Raw genomic sequence first — 19,104 nt, 5'->3', positions numbered from 1 at the left:
ATGTGCAAGTTTAGTGAAATGATGACAAAGTATATTATCATACTTCATGTACTTTATAAGGCATACAATTCAAATCTAATATTATACAAAGAAAACAGAAGTCTTAAACTAGACGTCTGTTTTCCGAAGTACAATGAATTATTAAAATTGGTAATGTTTACATAATTATTAATGTAAATTTTTATTTGTTAAGATATTATGTGACAAAATTATATGAATTCCATATCTGAGATCAAAAGACTTTTGGGGAGAGTCTCTCTCTTATTACTGCATTGAATTTAGAAATGGATTTGTTACATATAATATCATTTTAGAAAAACTTACGAATAATACTTCTCTGTAACCCTAAATAATGCCTGTAAGCTTATTTCTCATTAAAGCTTAAACTAACTGCAGTAGCAATAGATTGTCCTGCATGTTCCCAACTACCATCGATAACTTTTCCAAGTTGTTGACCGAGTGAATTTAAATCATTTGGATTAACAGGAATTCCGTTATATGCAGCAAGAATTGATAAAAGTGGAGCTACAATCGGTGTCCAGCCCCCTCTATCAATATGGAATTCGAATCCCGTTACCTCACCATCTTTTTTTGTGAATTTATAGTAAAGTTGATCATCTGGACGGAAGCTTAAATGATGAGAGATTTGTCCGTATACATCTTTACCAGCTGCACCTCGATCCACAACTTCAATTTCTTTTACATTAAATTCATGCTCAAATACTTTTATTTTTTTTACTTCGGGGCCATTTAATGCAGCTTGAACAGCCGTTTCTAGATTACTTTGTGCAAACGGTTGAATACTAACTTGTGATTCCTGTTGTTGGATAGGAGCAACTGTCTCAGCAGCAAATACTGATGTTGTAGGTAATGCAGCTGTAGCTAATGTTGCAGCCAGAGCAGTTGCTGTAATGATTTGCTTCTTCATAATTTTACTTCCTCCTTTTTAATATATGATAATTAACTATAAATTACTGACAGATAAATTATTTCTATACATAGATAGAAAAACATTATTGTGGGTAATGGAAGTTAGACTGACAGATAATTTATATGATAATAGTATCAATATGCATTTGATTTCTCAATTTTCAGTCAATGTATTCAATACTAACCAATTTTAAGTAAGTTTTAGAAGGTAAATCTCTAATAGCAATCTACAAACATGGTAATATTAGAGTGAAAATGCAATGATAATAATAAAATATTTTATGATTATCAAAAAAAATATAAAAAATTTCACATATATTTTTATTTTTATATTATTTTTATTATAATGTATAGAAATTAACATGTTTATGTAAATTAAAAATGAAGAATATTAAAATAATCGTTAAAATTAACGAAATGTTCAAGGTTTCAATCTCAAAATATGAATATTAGTTATATAATCATTTTAAAGGGATAATTCACCCTTCCTTTAATGTTGTTGTTTACAAGTCTATAGTTCCAATGTGTTGAAGCTACGATAAAAAGAACTTGTAATTATATATTACAAGTTCTTTTTGTTTTGATTTTTTTGAAAGGTACCTTAACTAGTTATGTTTTTCATATTTTATTAAGAGAACGGTAGAATTCTATCGGAAGCATATGTACATTATCGTAAAATAAATAGTAATGTGTATATAAACTAAGTGATTCTTAATCGTATTCTAATAACAAAAGGAAAGACCAACTAAAAATATAGTTGGTCTTTCCTTTAAGTTGGTGTAAAAACAAATAAATAAAAGATAGGTGAGAATTAATGCTGCTAAGCAGTATTGATTCTGAATTAACTATAACACACTTCCTAAGAAGTAGTTGTGTCGGTTGATTGAACATTCATCCTTCCTTTTTTAACAAATAAGTATCTAAAATACATCACTTAATTGACAAGGGATGCATTTTAATCGAGACATAGATCAATGCTCAAGATTTAGAAAGTAAATAACGAAATGTTCGAAGTGACAGATACCTGCGAACATCGACGTATTTACCAGCTTTCTTAGTAGGTTTTGTCAGTAGTTCCTACGCTGAGAACTGAAGTATCTTGTGCGTTGACGTAACTTCGATAAGTATGGGACGATAAAACATATTTTTTAAAATGCCCCTTAAACTAATTATAAATCTTTTTTTGCATATATCTTCAGTGAAATTATCATTGATATAATGCTAATAACTATTGAAATGAGACAAGGCATCCATGCCATGATAATTGATGGAAATGGAAGAGGGAGTGTAAAATTTAGATGGCTCAACTGAATTTCTTTTATAAGAGTAGGAGCTACAAAAGGTGTCAAAAAGACAACAATAAAAGAAATCATTTTTGTTTTATCAAGACCAAATTTAAATTGGAAAGGGAGTAATATTCCAAACAAAATACTAACAACTAAGAATGTTATTCCGAGAGCGTTTATACTAAGATTCTCGATACCAGATGGTATAATAATTGAAATTATCATTCGAATAATTGAGGCACAAAGAAAAACTACCAATAGAAAGAGATATTTTGCTTTTACAAAGGCACTTCTAGTATATGGTGTTGCACAAAGTAAAGCTGCTCCTTTGTATTGGTCTTCGAATTTCGATATTGTACCAAACAAAATATGCTCCATAAAAACTACTGTTAAAAGAAAACCAATAAGTCCACCATCGTTGAGGTGTAACTGAGTAGAAAGATAGATTGGTGCAATAGCTGCGAAAACGAGTAAAATAAAAAAATATCTTTTTACTAATAGTATGTCTTTTACAACAAGATTAATAAGCATATGTATTTCCTCCAATATAAGAAAGCATTATATCTTCTATAGTTGGTCTTTCCATCAAAACACCAGGCATAAGCCGGCACACATCATCTATTTTATGAGTAATCCCTTCAAATCCATATTTAGTTTGACTCAAATTCAAAAAGAGTTTTTCTGTTTGATTATTAATCAATTGATTATCACCTTTTACTAATGCATGTGTTTCCACTAGTGCATCTTTTTCTTCATCAATTAATATTTGACCATCATCTATCAAAATAATCATGTCTGCTATTTTATCTAGATCTGAGGTAATATGAGTAGAAAAAAAGACACTCTTTCCTGGTTCTTTCATAAAATCTAGAAGTATGTCTATTAGTTCACTTCGAACCAATGGATCAAGTCCACTTGTGGGTTCATCCATTATTAATAGATCTGCGTGGTGGGATAAAGCTAGAGCAACTGCAAATTTCATTCGCATTCCTTTGGAGAGGGTAGAAATTTTTTGTCCTAGATTTAAATTAAATCGTTTAATATACTTTAAAAAAACTTGCTCATCCCATTCAGTATAGGAAGGGGCGATTACATTCTTCATTTCTTTTAATGTTAATTCATCGTAAAAGTACCCTTCGTCTAACACGACACCAATTTTATTTTTGGATTTTCGTTCATGTTTATCTATATCCTTTTCTAAAAAATTAATTTTACCCGAATCTTTGAGTACGAGCCCGAGGATAGCTTTAATAGTAGTAGTTTTCCCAGAACCATTAGTACCAATAAAACCAGTTATACAGTCCTGGTTAAGTGAAAATGTCACGTCTTTTAATGAAAAATTCTCATAAGCTTTGTTTAGATTCTTCACTTCTAACACTGCATTCATTCTTCATTTTCCTCCTTTAAGATTAAATCTAACATCGAATAGAGTTCCTCATTATGGATTCCAATACTTCGAGCCATTTTGCACACTTCTGTCAATTTTACTTCAACCATATGACGCTTAGATTCCATTAATAATTCCAAGTTTGTAGATGCTACATAAGTACCTTTTCCAACCCTGGTAACGATAAAACCTTCGGATTCTAGTTCCGCATAAACTCTTTTTGTGGTTAACATACTTACATGTAAATCATTAGCCAATACACGGATTGATGGTAATTGTTCACCTTCCGTCAATTCATTATTAAATATAGAATCTTTAATTTGTTCCTTTATTTGTTGATATAAAGGTTGATTTGATGCATTATTTAAAATAATTTTCATTTAAATACCTCTCAATCGACAAGTGTGACTGTCTATGATGCACACCATACACACCATACACAGTTAAGATTATAAGTTATTGAAAATGGTTTAACAAGTTATCTTGTTATAAAGTTCACAAAATTTTCATTTTAGAAAAATCTATAACGAAATCCTCATATAAATTTCTTACTTTTTTTATTAATATAATGCTAAAATCTTAAGTTTTAGATACTGGGGCAGAAGAGCTTAAATGGTGGAATTATATTAATGACTTGTGAGACATATGAAAAGGAGTAATAAATATGTAAAAATGGGGGGGAAGGATAGATGAAAACAAGCTATTGCTTCATTGCTGAAGTTGCTAGCTTGTTTTCATCTATAAAACTTTGTTTTTTAAAATATTTCTAGTGAACCTTTCAAGAATGAAAGGAATTGAAAAATAGAGATAAGATAATTGATGTGTAAAATAAAAGAGAAGAAATAAGATAACTATTGCTAATAGCCTAATCACTTTAAAAATAAATAGAATTTTTTTTGCTTGCATAAATATCCTCCTCTAAAACCTTAAATTCATTTTTAAACCAATAGCATTTTTTACTGTTTTTCTATTGTTATTAATCGTGCCAATTAGTTATTAGATATTTCTCCCATCAAGAAAATATAGTTTGCTGTTTATCAAGTTAAGCTTTCATTTTAATTAAGTTAAGTTTAATAATATTAAGCTTTATTTATATATCCTCTGAATGAACTTTTTATATATTTATTTGGATATAAATCATTAATCATTGCGTATGGGCTTCCATTCCAGTATCTTACTACAGGTGTCCATAGTCTATGGCTTTTAAGCCACTGCATTGTGTATTGCTGTAATAATTGATTATCTGTCAGCTTTTCTTTTTCTTCAATTGTCCACTGTAATGCATCTAGCGCTTTTTCTCTCGTCCAAAAACCACTAGGTGTCATCTTAAATTCCCATTCTTTAAATTGATTTGGATATAAATCATTAATCATTGCATATGGACTATCATTCCAATATAATTGACAGGCTCCACGCAATCCTGATTGGGCTAACCATTTATGTTCGTATATATTCTTCAATTGATCCAGATTTAATTTTTCTTTTTCTTCAATTGTCCATTTTAGTGCTTGTAATGTTTTTTCTTTCGTCCAAAACTTATTAGGAGCCTTATTAAATTCCCATTCTTTAAATCGATTTGGATATAAATCATTAATCATCGCATACGGGCTTCCATTCCAAATCACCCTTAGAGGTGCACTTAGTCGATGTTCAATTAACCATTTTTGCCCATAAATTTGCAAGAGTTTTTGAGGTGGTAATTTCTCCTCTTCTTCAATTAACCATTTTAATAATTGTAGGGCCTTTTCTTTCGTCCAAAAATTTAATGGTGTCATTCTAAATTCCCATTCTTTAAATTGATTCGGATATAAATCATTAATCATCGCATATGGACTATTATTATATTTGTGCTTCAATACACCACGTAATCGATACTTTGCAATCAATTTGTTATTCCAATTCTGTTTTATCTCTTCTTCATTCCAATTCAAAATTTTTGTTACTAAATACTTTGTTACTCTTCTGGCCATTTGATTATTTCTATCTAATTTCCAAGTATTTGGTGGAAATCTATTTCTTTTTCCATTTAATATCTCCTGATAGATGTCTTCTATAGTATTAGTGTTCGTCTGCATCTTAAAACCTTCTTTTAATTATATATATAGTTAAAAAGATTTAAATGTTAGGACTTTCGTCCGAACTATTAATAATGTAAACTTTGTCTTAACTTAGAAAATATGATGCTTAATCAAATCATAGTAATGTAAAATAAGAATTACCTATAGAAAATATATAGTCTAGGGCAAATGAAAGAATAGATTTGTAAAATATAAATTTCAATTCATAAAAGACATCAATCTGAAAAGAAAGATGTCTTTTATTTAATAGTATTACGGTTTATTTAATTACTTTCCATAAAGCTAATGAGAAAATCCAATTTGGATCACCGTATCCTTGATAACTTTGTACTGCTTCATAAATTTTACCTTGATGTTCTACTCTATCTCCTTTTTTATATGCAGCATACGAATCCCATGCCTTATACTCAGAAGAGGGGGTATCTTTTGTTGTGATTTTGATTTCATTACTCGCAACTGAAACTTTTCCTTGAGTATCTATAGCTTTTACCATATAGCTATATTCAGTACTAGCCAGTAAATTTTCATCTGTATAGTAAGTTGAAGGACTTGTAGCTATTTTCGTACCGTTACGATAAATCTCATACTCTTTTATACCAACATTACTTATGGATTCTTCCCATATTAAATGAACACTGTTTGTAGTAGTTTCTGATGCTTGTAATCCAGTTGGAGCTGTTGGAGCTGTTTGTTCTGGATTCTCTTCCTTTGTTGTAACTGAAACTTCATTGCTACTTTTTGACTTATTTCCTGCAGCATCTGTAGCTTTAATTGTATAATTATATTTTGTATTGGCTTGTAATCCCGCATCTTCATAACGTGTTGTTTTTGTTGTTCCTACTTTTTTTCCATCACGATAAACTTCATATTCTTTCACACCAATATTATCTGTGGAAGCCTCCCACTGTAGCTCAACAGTTGTTGTTGTTTTACTAACAGAGCGTAGGTTAGAAGGAGCTGTTGGAGCGATTACGTCAATTTCAGTACTACTATTAAAAGCAGAAAATAGTTTAGAAAAGGCACCGTCGTCTACATCGGGTAATCCAGAAGCATCTCCAGTTGCCTGACCAATTTGCCAACTTTCAGTAGCCTTTTTATCACGATACACTGACCACATACTAATTTCCCCAATACCTTTTTCTTTGGCAAATTGGAACAATTCTTTTGCATTATTTAATGTGAAAGTTTCATTTTGAGTATCATTTTTTCCTATCATAGGTGTAACAGCAATCATTTTCCAAATGTCAGAATCTTTAATAGTACCTTTATATAAATTAGTTAACTGTCCATGCAAGCTATTAATAGCATCTATTGCAGCTTGTCCCATTTGTTGGTTTTGTTGTCCGTAATCCATAGTCATAATATTAATAGAATTTAAATCTACATCATGTTTTATAGCGCTTTGAATCACATTTATCCCATCATTAGTTAGGCCATAAGGCATTACTGGTAAGGTATAACCAATTTTTACATCTTTACCTTCAGCTTTTAATTCCTTTTGTAATAACGCAATTGCTTTTGATCTTCTTTCGATAGATTCTGGGTGAGCGACTAAGACTCCTTCAATATCAAAATCCATGTGTGTTAAATGTAATGTGTTAATTACACTTTTATAAGCATCTTTTAATTTATTTACATCTGTAATAGCTGCGGCAAGATCTGCACCTAATCCAGGGATATTACCGGCATTTGCTCCACCAAAAGATACTTTAACATCTCCACCTATTTTTCTAATTTGTTTAATTTGATCATCTAAGTTACCATCTCCAATAGGGGTATGACTTCCTCCCCATACTGGATTTCCATTTTTATCAGCCACTATAAAGGAAAGCGTGAAGAAACTAGTATTTGTTTCTTGGGCATATTTTAATAGATTTTGAGGATTCATGCCGTTATCTACATATGGTGCAAAAACATGAGTTGGCCAAGTGATTCCTTCACCAAATAAATCATTTGGATCGCTATTGTCAGGTATATATTCTGAACCAGTATATAATTCCCAACCGCTAAATTGTTGGGTAGGTAGTGTACCTGCATTTACCCAATATAAAGAATGATAAATCTTACCTTCATATGTAACGTAAGATTCACCTGGATAATCTTTGTTTTTATTCCAAAATGTTGCTACTTGTTGTTGAGATTTGGTTATATTTTCTTGAGCATACGCAAACGGTTGGCTAATGGCTTGGGATGTAGGAATAATAATAGTTAATGCAACAGCTGTTTTTGCTAGAGTACGAAATGGGTGTTTTTTTATAATCATAATAATATCTCCTCACTTCTGATTTATAATTTTAAAAAAATTATATTTGGCAATATAAAAATCCTTTTAAAATATATTCTGAAGAATTATTGCCGTAACCTCCGATACTGATATAAAAATTATGAATGTCTTTGATATTTTTAGTTAATGCTAATTTTTATATGTGATGATTACCCTCATTTAGTAGGATAACAACTTACAAAAAATGAAACAAATTAGGGGGAAATGTAATGATATTCATTCAAAAATAGTATATTTCTTCTCATAAACTACAGGAAATCGAATTAAAATGTATATATATATACCATTTTTGTAAGGTGAGAAATAATAGTAAGCTAGAAGTAATAGAAATGTACACAAAAGTGTCAATTCTAATAATCTAGTTTAGCTAAAAAATTGTTATCTTAAGTAGAAGACTAACTACTATTTTGACTGAATCTAAACAATATGTTGTATTTTTTAGTAATAAAATGAGATTATTCTTTCTAGATCTTCTAAAACTGTCTTAATTTAGTTAAATAGGTAAACTGGAAACAGCATAAATTAAGTCTATTACTTCTCCTACATTTTTTATTAGTTATATCTTTTTAGTATTCTCATATAAACTATAGGGAGTTTGAAAAATTGACACATAGACTTTTTGTTTTTATATGTTAAGATGGTGTTGCTAACCTATTGTTTATAATAAAAACAGCTTATTTTATTATTAAAAGTATAGGACTAGAAAAAACCTCATAAAGAGGTTTTTTCTTATTTCTATATTTATCTTTGATGTGAAAGTTCAGTTATAAAATTAATTTTGACATAATGCTATGATTCATTTAAATATTTCGTGCTCTTATATGTTGGATGAAGTCTTCAGATTATTTCATGATATATACAATTTTAATGCTTATTTAGTTTCTAATATATAGTATTGTAATTTTGCTAAATTCTTAAAAGGACACATACAAAATTAAATAATGTGTAATATACACTTAATTAATTTTTTGGATTGTAATTTTGAACTAATTTTTTTAATTTATACTCAGTAGCATAAGCATCAGCAGCAATAATTGCATCAAAGACCATTTCTGGTGAAATTTCAAATGGCATATTATGTATAGTTTCACCATCTTGACAGGCAGCTTCAGCCACTTTCATCAATTCTTCTTTACTTGCATCACCTAGGTTCAAATCTTCAAGTGTAGTAGGTAAGCCAAGCTTGATACAGAAATCAATGTAGTTATATAGTTCTTCAGTTGTCCAAGATTCCAATGCCATTTGTACTAATGTGCCAAATGCAACCTTTTCTCCATGCATCAAATCATGAGTCTTATCATGTAAAACAGTAAAACCATTATGGATGGCATGAGCTGCAGCTAACCCCACACTTTCAAATCCAAGGCCACTAAGCAAGGTGTTTGCCTCTATTACGGCTTCAACTGCTGGAGTAACAGTTTTTTGTTTAACTGCTAAAAGAGCAGCTTCTCCATATTGAAATAAGGTATCCCAACAGAGTTCTGCAATCTTAGCAGCTGCTAGGGTAGAGAGTCCTCCAGCCATAGCGGGTTTTCGAGATTCTAAATTTGCTCTAGCTTCAATCCATGTAGCCATTCCGTCTCCAATCCCAGCAGCTAAAAATCTGGATGGAGCTTGTGCAATGACTTGGGAATCTACTAAAATAATATCCGGATTTTTTAAATAAAATTTGTATTTCTCAAATACTCCATCATCAGAGTAAATAACAGAAAGAGAACTGGTTGGTGCATCTGTTGAGGCAATAGTGGGAACGCTTACAACTTTGGCCGAAAGAATTTCTCCTACCGCTTTTGCTGTGTCTACTGATTTACCACCACCAATACCAATGATTACATCAGCACCAAATTCTTTTCCTATTTTCTCAATTCTTGCAATTTCATTTTCAGAACTTTCACCATTAAAACCGACTTTTTCAAAGCTTAGATTTTGTTTATGAAAGCTTTCCATAACTTTTTCACCAACAAGATGCCAAACACATTCATCTACAATAACTAATAAATTGGTTCCTAGAGGTTTTACATACTCTCCAATTTTTTTAATTACATTTCTTCCCTGAATATATTTTTGCGGGCTAATTAGGATACGTTCCATGATAATCACTCCTTGATTTTTTTGTAAGTAAGCTGAAAATCTAGCCTTGAATCTAATGTTATCAAAATTCTGAGTACAGAATTATGAATATTTTATGTATATTTTTCGTCTGTTATATGACGGATTAAAAGATAGTGTTATGATTATCAAAAATCAAATACTATTTCTTAAGAAAGGTGAAATGGGAAAATTAGTATTAAAAACCTATATTATCAGGTTTTGTATAAAAAATCTTATTATGTAATAGTTAGAGTTTTAATAATGAAAATAAAAATACATAAAATTCACTGGTTGAATTTTATGTATTTTTATGCACATATTATTATGAAATAGGTTCTTATGATACAAAGGATTGAAATTAATATTCATACTAAAAATGGTCCACATGCTCGAGCCGTAGCTACACTTATAGCAAAATTGAGCGGAATACTTTTAACGATGAATCTATTCATGAAACACAATCATTATTAGACCAATTGACTCTTGAAAAGAAAAGAATAAAGTATTTAGAATGTGAATTGTCGAAATATAAAAAACTAAACAACTCTTTTCCAGACATTATTATTTATAGTGACACTTTAATGAAGACGCTCTTTGTTGCGAATGAAGTGGCAGAATTAGATTCTACGATTCTTATTACTGGAGAGAGTGAAACAGGAAAAGAACTTATAGGTAAAGGTATCCATAAAGCTGTTTTCAGAAAGGATAAGTCGTTTATTCTAGTAAATTGTGCGGCTATCCCCCCTAATTTAATTGAAAGTGAGCTATTTGAGCATGAAAAAGGAGTATTCACTGGAGCACTTCACATGAGGAAAGGGAAATTTGAGCAAGCAAACATTGGAAGAATCTTTTTAGATGAAATTGGAGGCTTAAAGCTAAATGTCCAAGTGAAATCATTATAGGTTTTTATAATAAAAGGGAATTGTAGGAGGGAATAAAATTATAAAATTAAATGTTAGGGTACTAGCGGCGACTAATGGAAAGGAATAGATGCCATGAAAAAATTTATTAATAATCCAGAAAAAGTAGTTAGGGATATGATTGACGGAATGTTGTTTGCACATTCTGATAAACTACAAAATATGGCTGAAACAAATATAATTATTCGAGCTAATAGTCCATTTCCAGGAAAAGTGGCAATTGTCAGCGGAGGCGGGAGTGGTCATGAACCAGCGCATATTGGATTTGTTGGTAAAGGAATGCTTGATGCTGCTGTAATTGGCGAAATTTTTACTTCTCCTACACCAGACCAGATTTTGAAAGCAATTCAAAAGGTGGATACTGGAAGTGGGGTTTTGTTAATTGTAAAAAACTACTCAGGAGACATAATGAATTTTGAAATGGCTGCTGAAATGGCTGAAGCACAGGGAATTCCGATTGCTACAGTCATTGTTAATGATGATATTGCTATTGATAATAGTTCACACACTATGAGAAGAAGAGGAATTTCTGGAACAATATTTGTACATAAAATAGCTGGAGCAATGGCTGAGAAAGGGGCATCGCTTAAAGAAGTAGAAGATGTTGCAAATAAAGTAATTGCTAATATACGTAGTATGGGCATGGCATTAAAAACGTGTACTATACCTGGAGCTGGTACAGTTGGTTATAAAATTGATGAAAATGAAGTAGAGGTTGGTATAGGTATCCACGGTGAACCTGGAACTCATCGTATTAGTATGATAGCAGCTAATAAAATGGCTGAACTCCTTTTAGAGCATATTTTAAGTGATATGCAATTGAAGATTGGTGACAAAGTTGCAGTAATGGTAAACGGCTTAGGTGGAACGCCGTTAATGGAATTATATATTTTAAATAAGATGATTAACATAATATTAAACAAAATTGGTATCGATATCTGTAAAACATATGTTGGGGAATACATGACAGCGATTGATATGGCCGGTTTTTCTATTACTTTATTAAAACTAGATGAACAATTAACTGCTTTGCTTAATGATCCAGCAAATACGACTAACTGGCGTGTACAATAGGAGGGCCAACATGTATATTACACCAAGACATATCATCAATTGGATGCAACTTACTGCAAAACAACTTGAGTATCAAAAAAAAAACCTAACGCAACTTGATCAATTCATAGGTGATGGAGATCATGGTATTAATATGAATAGAGGGTTTAAAGAGGTTGAAAAAAAGATATCATATACAGCCTATGATGATATTGGAAATGTATTTCATGATATTGGAATGATACTTATTTCAAAGGTTGGAGGTGCATCAGGTCCTTTATATGGAACAGCATTTTTAAGGGCTGGTAGTGTTTTAAAAGGGAAAAATAAAATTACAATCAATGAATTAGGACTTGCTTTTCAAGAATCTGTAAATGGCATTTGTCTAAGAGGAAAAACTCAGATTGGAGATAAAACAATGCTTGATGTTTGGGATCCTGTTTTGAAGTATATCCAAAGAAATGGAGAAAAAATAAAACCTATTGGTCTTATCATTTTTGCAAGAGAACAAATGGAAAAAACTAAGCCATTATTAGCTAAAAAAGGACGTGCTTCTTTTCTAGGAGAAAGGTCTATTGGTCATTTAGATCCAGGAGCAGTCTCATCTTTTATTATCTTTGAAACTCTATGTTTATCTCTTATAGGTGAAAAAGAAATTGTTAATGAACTTAGGGAGCAATTGTGATGACTAATGCAGGAATTGCTTTAGTTTCTCATGTTTATCTACTAGTTAAGAGATTTAAAAGCTTTACTCGCCCGATTAAGTTCCAATGTTTTTAAAGTTTCTGCAGGAGTAGTAGATAACGATAAGTAGGTAGAAGCGTCAGATAAATTCAAGAGGTTATTTATAATGAACGAGTTGTAATTGTATTCCTAAATTTGGGAGGCGCTCTAATTAAGAGTGATTAAATCAAAATAGCAGATTCACTATTAATAGAGGGTCCTACGTAGCACTTGTTGAATTAGGGATTGGCAAAACTTTAGAAGAAATCTTTAAGATTTAAGGCTGTACTTGAAGCGAAAACCATTATAAAAATATAAAAGGAGCTAATCTTATGAGAATCGAAAGAAAATTGATTGTAACTCGTAAGGATGGAATTCATGCAAAATCAGCAAGTGAAATTGTAGATGGCTTAAGGGATTATGATTGTTCGGTTAAGTTTATATTTAAAGATAAAAAAGTTAATGCAAAAAGCACTCTTCAATTAATCGGTTTAGCAGTAAAAAGAGGAGCGGAAATACATGTAATTCTTGATGGGGAAGATGCTGATGATGCCCTTGTGTTTATACAATGGTATTTGAAATAACAAAAGGGGGTCATAAATATGTCTTCATTTATGGGGGAATTAATTGGAACCTTAGTTCTTATTTTATTAGGAAACGGCGTTGTAGCAGGTACTTTACTAAAAAAATCCAAAGCACAAAATTCCGGATGGATTGCAATTACTCTTGGCTGGGGATTAGCAGTTACATTTGCTATATATATAGTAGATAACATAAGTGGAGCACATTTGAATCCTGCAGTTACAATTGCTTTTGCTTGTATAGGGTTATTTCCTTGGAGTGAAGTTCCTTCCTATATTGGTGCACAGTTGATGGGGGCTTTTTTAGGTTCAATATTTGTCTGGCTCCAGTATTTTCCGCATTGGAAAGAAACTAAAAATCAAGAAATTATATTGTCGGTGTTTTCTACAAGCCCTGCAATAAAAAGTTGGCCGTCCAATTTGTTAAGTGAAATTATTGGCACTGCAGTATTTGTATTTTCAATTTTAGCTATGAGTCATAATAAAGTTACAGATGGACTACTTCCAATAATAATAGGAGCGTTAATAGTATCTATAGGTTTATCTCTTGGTGGAACAACTGGATTTGCTTTAAATCCAGCTCGAGATTTTGGCCCAAGACTAGCACATCAAATCTTACCAATATGTAATAAAGGCTCTTCGGATTGGGGATACGCATGGATTCCCATAATTGGTAGTACCATAGGAGGAATCATAGGAGCTATATGTTTTCAATTGATTTATTAAGCAATTAATATATTAAACTTCAATTAGAAATCAATTAGTTAACTACGTTTACTATCGATCATATAATACAAAGGGGTATTTAAGTAAAAAATGTATGCTAAAAAAAACACTATATATTCCTTATAATGTGGAATTGTTTTATTCATAAAATGTTCAATTTATATCCATTGTGAAAAAATTCACAATGGATATAATGAATATATAACCGTTGTAGAGGGTGATAGTGGTTTTATTCATTTGAGAACTGATAAACGAGCTGCTTTTATATTGTTATATTCATGTGTTTTTTTATAAATATTATTATTATTTGATACATACTCTCTTTAAAGTTGAGCAAATATCCAATCTAACCAAGATCAAAAATACCAATGCCAAATATTCTTTTTGCGACGAATCAACTCTTTTATCAAATTTCTGTCTACAACTACAAACTGTTTTCTAAATAGCTATCTTTAGCAAACTTCTGACTCGTAAGAGGGGGTTATTGTTTTTTTGTTTGTTATTTTGTATGCAGGCGATATAAATCATCTTCTCAGATAGAACGGCAATGTTTTTAGTAAGTGGAATCGATTTCATTATACGAATAACAGTGCTTTTCTTTATTTGGGAAAAGGATAAATATGTATAGTCTGTCATTCCATTGAACTTTTGGTGAGTAACATATGCGTAATTAAAAACTTGCATGGTATTTTTATCATTCGAAAGAACTTTAAATTGATTTCTGTCATGTTCGTTTGCATTGATAATCATGTTTTTCGAGATAAACGCTTTCCTTATCAATGAGGCAATTCGCAAGTGGAGTTTTACTCCTATTTTGGTTTGACGCAACTCAGTCTATTTATAGTTGATTAGGTTTAGAGTAAGTGTATTTGAAACAACGATTTTCAACGGTATGTTCTTTCTATATTTTGAAAGCGTTTTCTTGTATTGGGTTGTTTTATAAGATTATGAACCTTTTACCTAAGAAATTATGTGTTTTAAGTAATGATTTGAAAAATGATGAATTGGAGATTCACAAACTCATTTTTAGTAGTAAACAAAATTTTATAAAAGAAGTGAGATTTAAATAGCCTAGGAGGTGGTTTTCTCAAGGATAGAAAAAGTTGGTTTTTAATAGTTAAAGATTGATGAAATGAAGAAGAAAAGTTGTATTGGTTGCGTCAATTCAGAAAAAATTAGGATGAAATATTTAGGAGGTAGAGAGATGGTAGGGATTATCCTAGCAAGCCATGGCCAATTTGCTGAAGGCATTTTACAATCTGGCGCAATGATTTTTGGAGAGCAAGAGAATGTTAAGGCTGTTACCTTAATGCCAAACGAAGGGCCAGACGATTTGAGAGCAAAAATGGAAGCAGCAGTTGCATCTTTTGATAATCAAGATGAAGTATTATTTTTAGTCGATCTATGGGGCGGTACTCCATTCAATCAAGCTAATGGCTTGTATGAAGAACACAAAGAAAATTGGGCGATCGTTGCTGGTATGAGCTTACCAATGGTGATTGAAGCTTATGCATCTCGTTTATCAATAACATCCGCTCAAGAAATCGCAGCACAAATCGTTAAAACAGCAAAAGAAGGGATCAGGATTAAACCTGAAGAGCTGGAACCCAAAGAAAATACTGATACTGCAGTTGCTAAAGATGGAAAAGCAAAAGGCAGACTTGCTCCCGGTACAGTAGTTGGTGATGGGAAAATCAAGTTTGTTTTAGTCCGTGTGGATTCTCGTTTATTGCATGGTCAGGTAGCGACTGCATGGACAAGGTCTACACAACCAAATCGTATTATCGTAGTTTCAGATGCAGTGTCTAAAGACGATCTTCGTAAGAAATTAATCGAACAGGCGGCACCACCAGGGGTTAAGGCCAATGTTATTCCAATCAGCAAAATGATTGAAGTTGAAAAAGATCCCCGTTTTGGTAATACTAATGCACTGGTATTATTTGAAAACCCACTAGATGTCCTGAGAGTTATAGAGGGTGGTGTGGATATTAAAGAAGTTAACGTTGGTTCTATGGCTCATTCAACTGGAAAGGTTGTTGTTAATAAGGTTCTTTCTATGGGAAGAGAAGATGTTGAGGCTTTCGAGAAAATGAAAGCAAAAGGCATTCATTTTGATGTACGTAAAGTACCTAATGATTCTCGTGCAAACATGGATGATATTCTAAAAAAAGCGAAGGTTGAATTATCGTAGTTACATAGCAAATTTAAATGAAATGGGGGATTATAATGTCTACTATAGAAATAATTTTAGTGATACTAATTGCATTTCTAGCCGGTATGGAAGGAATATTAGATGAATTTCAATTCCATCAACCGCTAGTGGCATGTACACTAATCGGTTTAGTAACAGGTAACCTGGAGGCTGGTATTGTTCTTGGCGGTACACTTCAAATGATTGCACTTGGATGGGCAAATATTGGAGCAGCCGTAGCGCCAGATGCTGCATTGGCATCAGTTGCATCAGCGATTATTTTAGTATTAGGCGGGCAAGGTGTTAGCGGTGTTGCATCAGCAATTGCAGTAGCGGTACCACTTGCAGTAGCAGGACTTTTCTTAACAATGATTGTTCGTACACTTGCTGTTCCTATTGTACACATGATGGATACGGCAGCTGAAGAAGGAAATATAAAAAAAATTGAAGTGTTACACATCGCTGCGGTGTGTTTACAAGGTATCCGAATTGCAATTCCTGCCGGAGCACTTTTATTTATCCCTGCACAAAGCGTTCAAGGATTCTTGGAATCAATGCCTGCATGGTTAACTGATGGAATGGCTATTGGTGGCGGAATGGTTGTTGCTGTTGGTTATGCATTAGTTATTAATATGATGGCAACAAAAGAAGTATGGCCATTCTTCATTATTGGTTTCGTAATAGCTGCGATTTCTCAATTAACACTTATTGCTCTTGGTGCATTGGGTGTGGCTTTAGCTCTTATTTATTTGAGCCTTTCTAAAATGGGTGGTTCTTCAAATGGTGGTGGAGGTAACTCTGGTGACCCGCTTGACGATATCTTAAACGATTATTAATTCAGGAGGAGGAGAAGACAAATGGCAGAAAAAATTCAATTAACAAAAAGAGATCGTTTAGCCGTTGCATGGCGATCTACATTTATTCAGGGTTCTTGGAACTACGAACGTATGCAGAATGGTGGTTGGGCCTTCTCGATGATTCCAGCGATTAAAAAGTTATATAAATCAAAAGAAGATCGAAAAGCAGCATTAAAACGTCACTTGGAATTCTTTAATACACACCCTTATATTGCTTCACCAATTCTAGGAGTTACATTAGCACTTGAAGAAGAACGCGCTAATGGTGCAGAAGTTGATGATGTGGCAATTCAAGGGGTTAAAGTTGGGATGATGGGTCCTTTAGCCGGTGTTGGTGATCCGGTATTCTGGTTTACTTTACGTCCCATGTTAGGTGCTTTAGGGGCATCATTAGCAATGGGGGGGAATATCCTTGGGCCAATCCTTTTCTTCTTAGCTTGGAACTTGGTTCGTTGGGGATTTATGTGGTATACACAAGAATTTGGTTATAAAGCTGGTTCTAAAATTACTGATGATCTTTCAGGTGGGTTATTACAAGATATTACAAAAGGTGCATCAATCCTTGGTATGTTTGTACTTGCAGCCTTAGTGGAACGGTGGGTATCAATTAAATTTAAGCCAGTTGTATCTGAAGTTCAGTTAGATAAAGGTGCGTATATTGAGTGGGACAAACTTCCTGGAAATGGTGAAGGGATTCGTCAATCTTTCGAACAAGTAAACTCAGGAATGGCCCTGTCACCTACAAAAGTGACTACCTTGCAAGATAACTTAGATCAATTAATTCCTGGTTTGGCTGCATTGCTTCTGACATTCTTCTGTATGTGGTTACTTAAGAAAAAAGTTAGCCCAATTGTTATTATTCTTTCATTATTCGTAGTAGGGGTAGTTGGTCACGTAATCGGACTATTATAATTTAAGTTTTTGACGTTTTCAATTCTTAAGGTTTATTATTTAGGAATTGTTGAGGTTGAAGTGTAGATTAGTAGCCTGTAAATCGATAATAGTTCGTATACAAAAGTGGCTGTCGATTATCGTTTCAGCCACTTTTTGTATTGACTTAATTGTTTGAAGCAACGAATTATTAATAGCATAAATGAAATGGAGCGGATATGATGGTTCAATCAATTAATACAAAGGTAGATTTAGTAATAGATGCTACCGCTTTTACGGGACTTACGGACTATGGGAAAATTATGATTGGTGATAAAGGGTTTGAATTTTATAACTCTCGTGATACGCGTAAATTTATTCAAATTCCGTGGGAGGAGGTAGATTACGTTATAGCTTCTGTAATGTTTAAGGGGAAATGGATTCCACGTTATGCTATTGAAACCAAGAGAAATGGAATCTTCACCTTTTCTTCTAAGGAACCTAAGAAAGTTCTTCGGGCTATACGAGAATATGTAGATCCAGGTCATATGGCACAATCTCTAAGTTTCTATGATGTTATTAAACGTGGTCTTAAATCGCTAGGTAAAAAGAAATAATAAAATGAAAAGAAGGGGTGTATTTTTTATATAGGAGCTAACATGGTTTTGGTGTAAAAATAGATTAACTGATTATGCTCCTTTTTAGAGTCATACTATCAGTATGTTCAAGATTAAGATATTAGTTGTAAGAGCCTTGGGATTTTTGCAATCGTGCTGTGTTATAATTCTGAAATACTGATATATCTAGTAGGACTTAAAGATTTCGGTTTATCATATGAAGTGGAAAATTAATCCATTATATTTGAGGGTCAGGCTATGATTATTTAAACTATTATTTAGACTAAAAGAAGTACAAGGAGGAAGGTATATCTATTAAAGTAGTGAGATATACCAAATTCAAAATGAATATTAAATTTAATAAAAAAGTAGTAGCATTTACGGCAGGATTAACGGTATTATCTTCACCATTGGTATCGTTTGCAGAGGAACAACAATCAGTAAACAATAAGCAATCTACAAGCCTTCAAGTGCAAGGTAACACAGACCAACTTCAAACAACAGATGAAC

The 19,104-nt window shown here is 32.3% G+C and carries 16 protein-coding genes and 1 pseudogene; 10 read left to right on the top strand and 7 right to left on the bottom strand.

Going from position 1 to position 19,104, the window contains the following annotated elements; translation table 11 throughout:
* Positions 1-364: 364 nt before the first annotated feature.
* The 7 genes from ACTFRY_RS24380 to ACTFRY_RS24350 form a co-directional block, all read right to left on the bottom strand.
* The gene (locus ACTFRY_RS24380; RefSeq protein WP_000744122.1) at positions 365-928 is read right to left on the bottom strand and encodes a hypothetical protein; all 564 of its coding nucleotides are present in this window, start codon (positions 926-928) and stop codon (positions 365-367) included.
* Between the two features lie 1,171 nt (positions 929-2,099).
* On the bottom strand, positions 2,100-2,747 hold the full coding sequence (locus tag ACTFRY_RS24375) for an ABC-2 transporter permease (protein ID WP_440032426.1): 648 nt from the start codon (positions 2,745-2,747) through the stop codon (positions 2,100-2,102).
* Complete coding sequence (locus ACTFRY_RS24370) at positions 2,737-3,603, bottom strand: ABC transporter ATP-binding protein (RefSeq protein WP_000994767.1); 867 nt, start codon at positions 3,601-3,603, stop codon at positions 2,737-2,739. Before ACTFRY_RS24370 ends, ACTFRY_RS24375 begins: the two co-directional genes overlap by 11 nt.
* Positions 3,600-3,983, bottom strand: coding sequence for a GntR family transcriptional regulator (locus tag ACTFRY_RS24365; protein ID WP_000691660.1), 384 nt, complete (start codon positions 3,981-3,983; stop codon positions 3,600-3,602). The genes ACTFRY_RS24370 and ACTFRY_RS24365 overlap by 4 nt, the downstream gene beginning before the upstream one ends.
* A gap of 699 nt (positions 3,984-4,682) precedes the next feature.
* On the bottom strand, positions 4,683-5,678 hold the full coding sequence (locus tag ACTFRY_RS24360) for a DUF4046 domain-containing protein (protein WP_050822643.1): 996 nt from the start codon (positions 5,676-5,678) through the stop codon (positions 4,683-4,685).
* A 262-nt stretch (positions 5,679-5,940) separates the two neighbouring features.
* A complete protein-coding gene (locus tag ACTFRY_RS24355; protein ID WP_086423715.1) occupies positions 5,941-7,944 on the bottom strand; it encodes a fibronectin type III domain-containing protein in 2,004 nt (667 codons plus the stop codon).
* A 981-nt stretch (positions 7,945-8,925) separates the two neighbouring features.
* Positions 8,926-10,056: a glycerol dehydrogenase gene (locus tag ACTFRY_RS24350; protein ID WP_086423714.1), complete on the bottom strand. Its 1,131-nt coding sequence runs from the start codon at positions 10,054-10,056 to the stop codon at positions 8,926-8,928.
* 581 nt (positions 10,057-10,637) lie between these two features.
* Between ACTFRY_RS24350 and ACTFRY_RS24345 the strand changes: the two genes are divergently transcribed.
* From ACTFRY_RS24345 to ACTFRY_RS24300, 10 genes and pseudogenes are all read left to right on the top strand, one after another.
* Entirely contained in the window at positions 10,638-10,958 is a 321-nt protein-coding gene (locus ACTFRY_RS24345; RefSeq protein ID WP_242318435.1) for a sigma 54-interacting transcriptional regulator, read from the top strand.
* A 93-nt stretch (positions 10,959-11,051) separates the two neighbouring features.
* Positions 11,052-12,050, top strand: a complete 999-nt coding sequence (gene dhaK / locus ACTFRY_RS24340) for a dihydroxyacetone kinase subunit DhaK (protein WP_000713539.1) — start codon at positions 11,052-11,054, stop codon at positions 12,048-12,050.
* A gap of 10 nt (positions 12,051-12,060) precedes the next feature.
* A complete protein-coding gene (dhaL, locus tag ACTFRY_RS24335) occupies positions 12,061-12,714 on the top strand; it encodes a dihydroxyacetone kinase subunit DhaL (RefSeq protein WP_025966275.1) in 654 nt (217 codons plus the stop codon).
* A 370-nt stretch (positions 12,715-13,084) separates the two neighbouring features.
* Positions 13,085-13,336: an HPr family phosphocarrier protein gene (locus tag ACTFRY_RS24330; protein ID WP_086423712.1), complete on the top strand. Its 252-nt coding sequence runs from the start codon at positions 13,085-13,087 to the stop codon at positions 13,334-13,336.
* Positions 13,337-13,354: 18 nt separating this feature from the next.
* Positions 13,355-14,059 (top strand): MIP/aquaporin family protein, encoded by a 705-nt coding sequence (locus ACTFRY_RS24325; protein ID WP_440032425.1) that lies wholly within the window; start codon positions 13,355-13,357, stop codon positions 14,057-14,059.
* 1,204 nt (positions 14,060-15,263) lie between these two features.
* Entirely contained in the window at positions 15,264-16,250 is a 987-nt protein-coding gene (locus ACTFRY_RS24320) for a mannose/fructose/sorbose PTS transporter subunit IIA (protein WP_440032424.1), read from the top strand.
* A gap of 35 nt (positions 16,251-16,285) precedes the next feature.
* Positions 16,286-17,086, top strand: a complete 801-nt coding sequence (locus ACTFRY_RS24315; protein ID WP_000103758.1) for a PTS mannose/fructose/sorbose transporter subunit IIC — start codon at positions 16,286-16,288, stop codon at positions 17,084-17,086.
* Between the two features lie 21 nt (positions 17,087-17,107).
* The gene (locus tag ACTFRY_RS24310; protein WP_086422663.1) at positions 17,108-18,019 is read left to right on the top strand and encodes a PTS system mannose/fructose/sorbose family transporter subunit IID; all 912 of its coding nucleotides are present in this window, start codon (positions 17,108-17,110) and stop codon (positions 18,017-18,019) included.
* A gap of 197 nt (positions 18,020-18,216) precedes the next feature.
* On the top strand, positions 18,217-18,594 hold the full coding sequence (locus ACTFRY_RS24305; protein WP_003308796.1) for a DUF956 family protein: 378 nt from the start codon (positions 18,217-18,219) through the stop codon (positions 18,592-18,594).
* A 344-nt stretch (positions 18,595-18,938) separates the two neighbouring features.
* A pseudogene (locus ACTFRY_RS24300) lies at positions 18,939-19,104 on the top strand (S-layer homology domain-containing protein); the annotation flags it as partial.

The organism is Bacillus cereus group sp. MYBK195-1 (assembly GCF_051916605.1).
GTDB lineage: Bacteria > Bacillota > Bacilli > Bacillales > Bacillaceae_G > Bacillus_A > Bacillus_A cereus.
This window is presented reverse-complemented; position numbering and strand designations above follow the sequence as displayed.

What these genes read in the sequence shown, in the direction of transcription:
- ACTFRY_RS24320 (WP_440032424.1), top strand. Translation starts at nt 15,264, where the DNA reads ATGGTAGGGATTATCCTAGCAAGCCATGGCCAATTTGCTGAAGGCATT.
- ACTFRY_RS24375 (WP_440032426.1), bottom strand. Translation starts at nt 2,747, where the DNA reads ATGCTTATTAATCTTGTTGTAAAAGACATACTATTAGTAAAAAGATAT.
- ACTFRY_RS24355 (WP_086423715.1), bottom strand. Translation starts at nt 7,944, where the DNA reads ATGATTATAAAAAAACACCCATTTCGTACTCTAGCAAAAACAGCTGTT.
- ACTFRY_RS24350 (WP_086423714.1), bottom strand. Translation starts at nt 10,056, where the DNA reads ATGGAACGTATCCTAATTAGCCCGCAAAAATATATTCAGGGAAGAAAT.
- ACTFRY_RS24330 (WP_086423712.1), top strand. Translation starts at nt 13,085, where the DNA reads ATGAGAATCGAAAGAAAATTGATTGTAACTCGTAAGGATGGAATTCAT.
- ACTFRY_RS24315 (WP_000103758.1), top strand. Translation starts at nt 16,286, where the DNA reads ATGTCTACTATAGAAATAATTTTAGTGATACTAATTGCATTTCTAGCC.
- ACTFRY_RS24365 (WP_000691660.1), bottom strand. Translation starts at nt 3,983, where the DNA reads ATGAAAATTATTTTAAATAATGCATCAAATCAACCTTTATATCAACAA.
- ACTFRY_RS24310 (WP_086422663.1), top strand. Translation starts at nt 17,108, where the DNA reads ATGGCAGAAAAAATTCAATTAACAAAAAGAGATCGTTTAGCCGTTGCA.
- ACTFRY_RS24370 (WP_000994767.1), bottom strand. Translation starts at nt 3,603, where the DNA reads ATGAATGCAGTGTTAGAAGTGAAGAATCTAAACAAAGCTTATGAGAAT.
- ACTFRY_RS24325 (WP_440032425.1), top strand. Translation starts at nt 13,355, where the DNA reads ATGTCTTCATTTATGGGGGAATTAATTGGAACCTTAGTTCTTATTTTA.
- dhaK (WP_000713539.1), top strand. Translation starts at nt 11,052, where the DNA reads ATGAAAAAATTTATTAATAATCCAGAAAAAGTAGTTAGGGATATGATT.
- ACTFRY_RS24345 (WP_242318435.1), top strand. Translation starts at nt 10,638, where the DNA reads ATGAAGACGCTCTTTGTTGCGAATGAAGTGGCAGAATTAGATTCTACG.
- ACTFRY_RS24305 (WP_003308796.1), top strand. Translation starts at nt 18,217, where the DNA reads ATGATGGTTCAATCAATTAATACAAAGGTAGATTTAGTAATAGATGCT.
- ACTFRY_RS24360 (WP_050822643.1), bottom strand. Translation starts at nt 5,678, where the DNA reads ATGCAGACGAACACTAATACTATAGAAGACATCTATCAGGAGATATTA.
- ACTFRY_RS24380 (WP_000744122.1), bottom strand. Translation starts at nt 928, where the DNA reads ATGAAGAAGCAAATCATTACAGCAACTGCTCTGGCTGCAACATTAGCT.
- dhaL (WP_025966275.1), top strand. Translation starts at nt 12,061, where the DNA reads ATGTATATTACACCAAGACATATCATCAATTGGATGCAACTTACTGCA.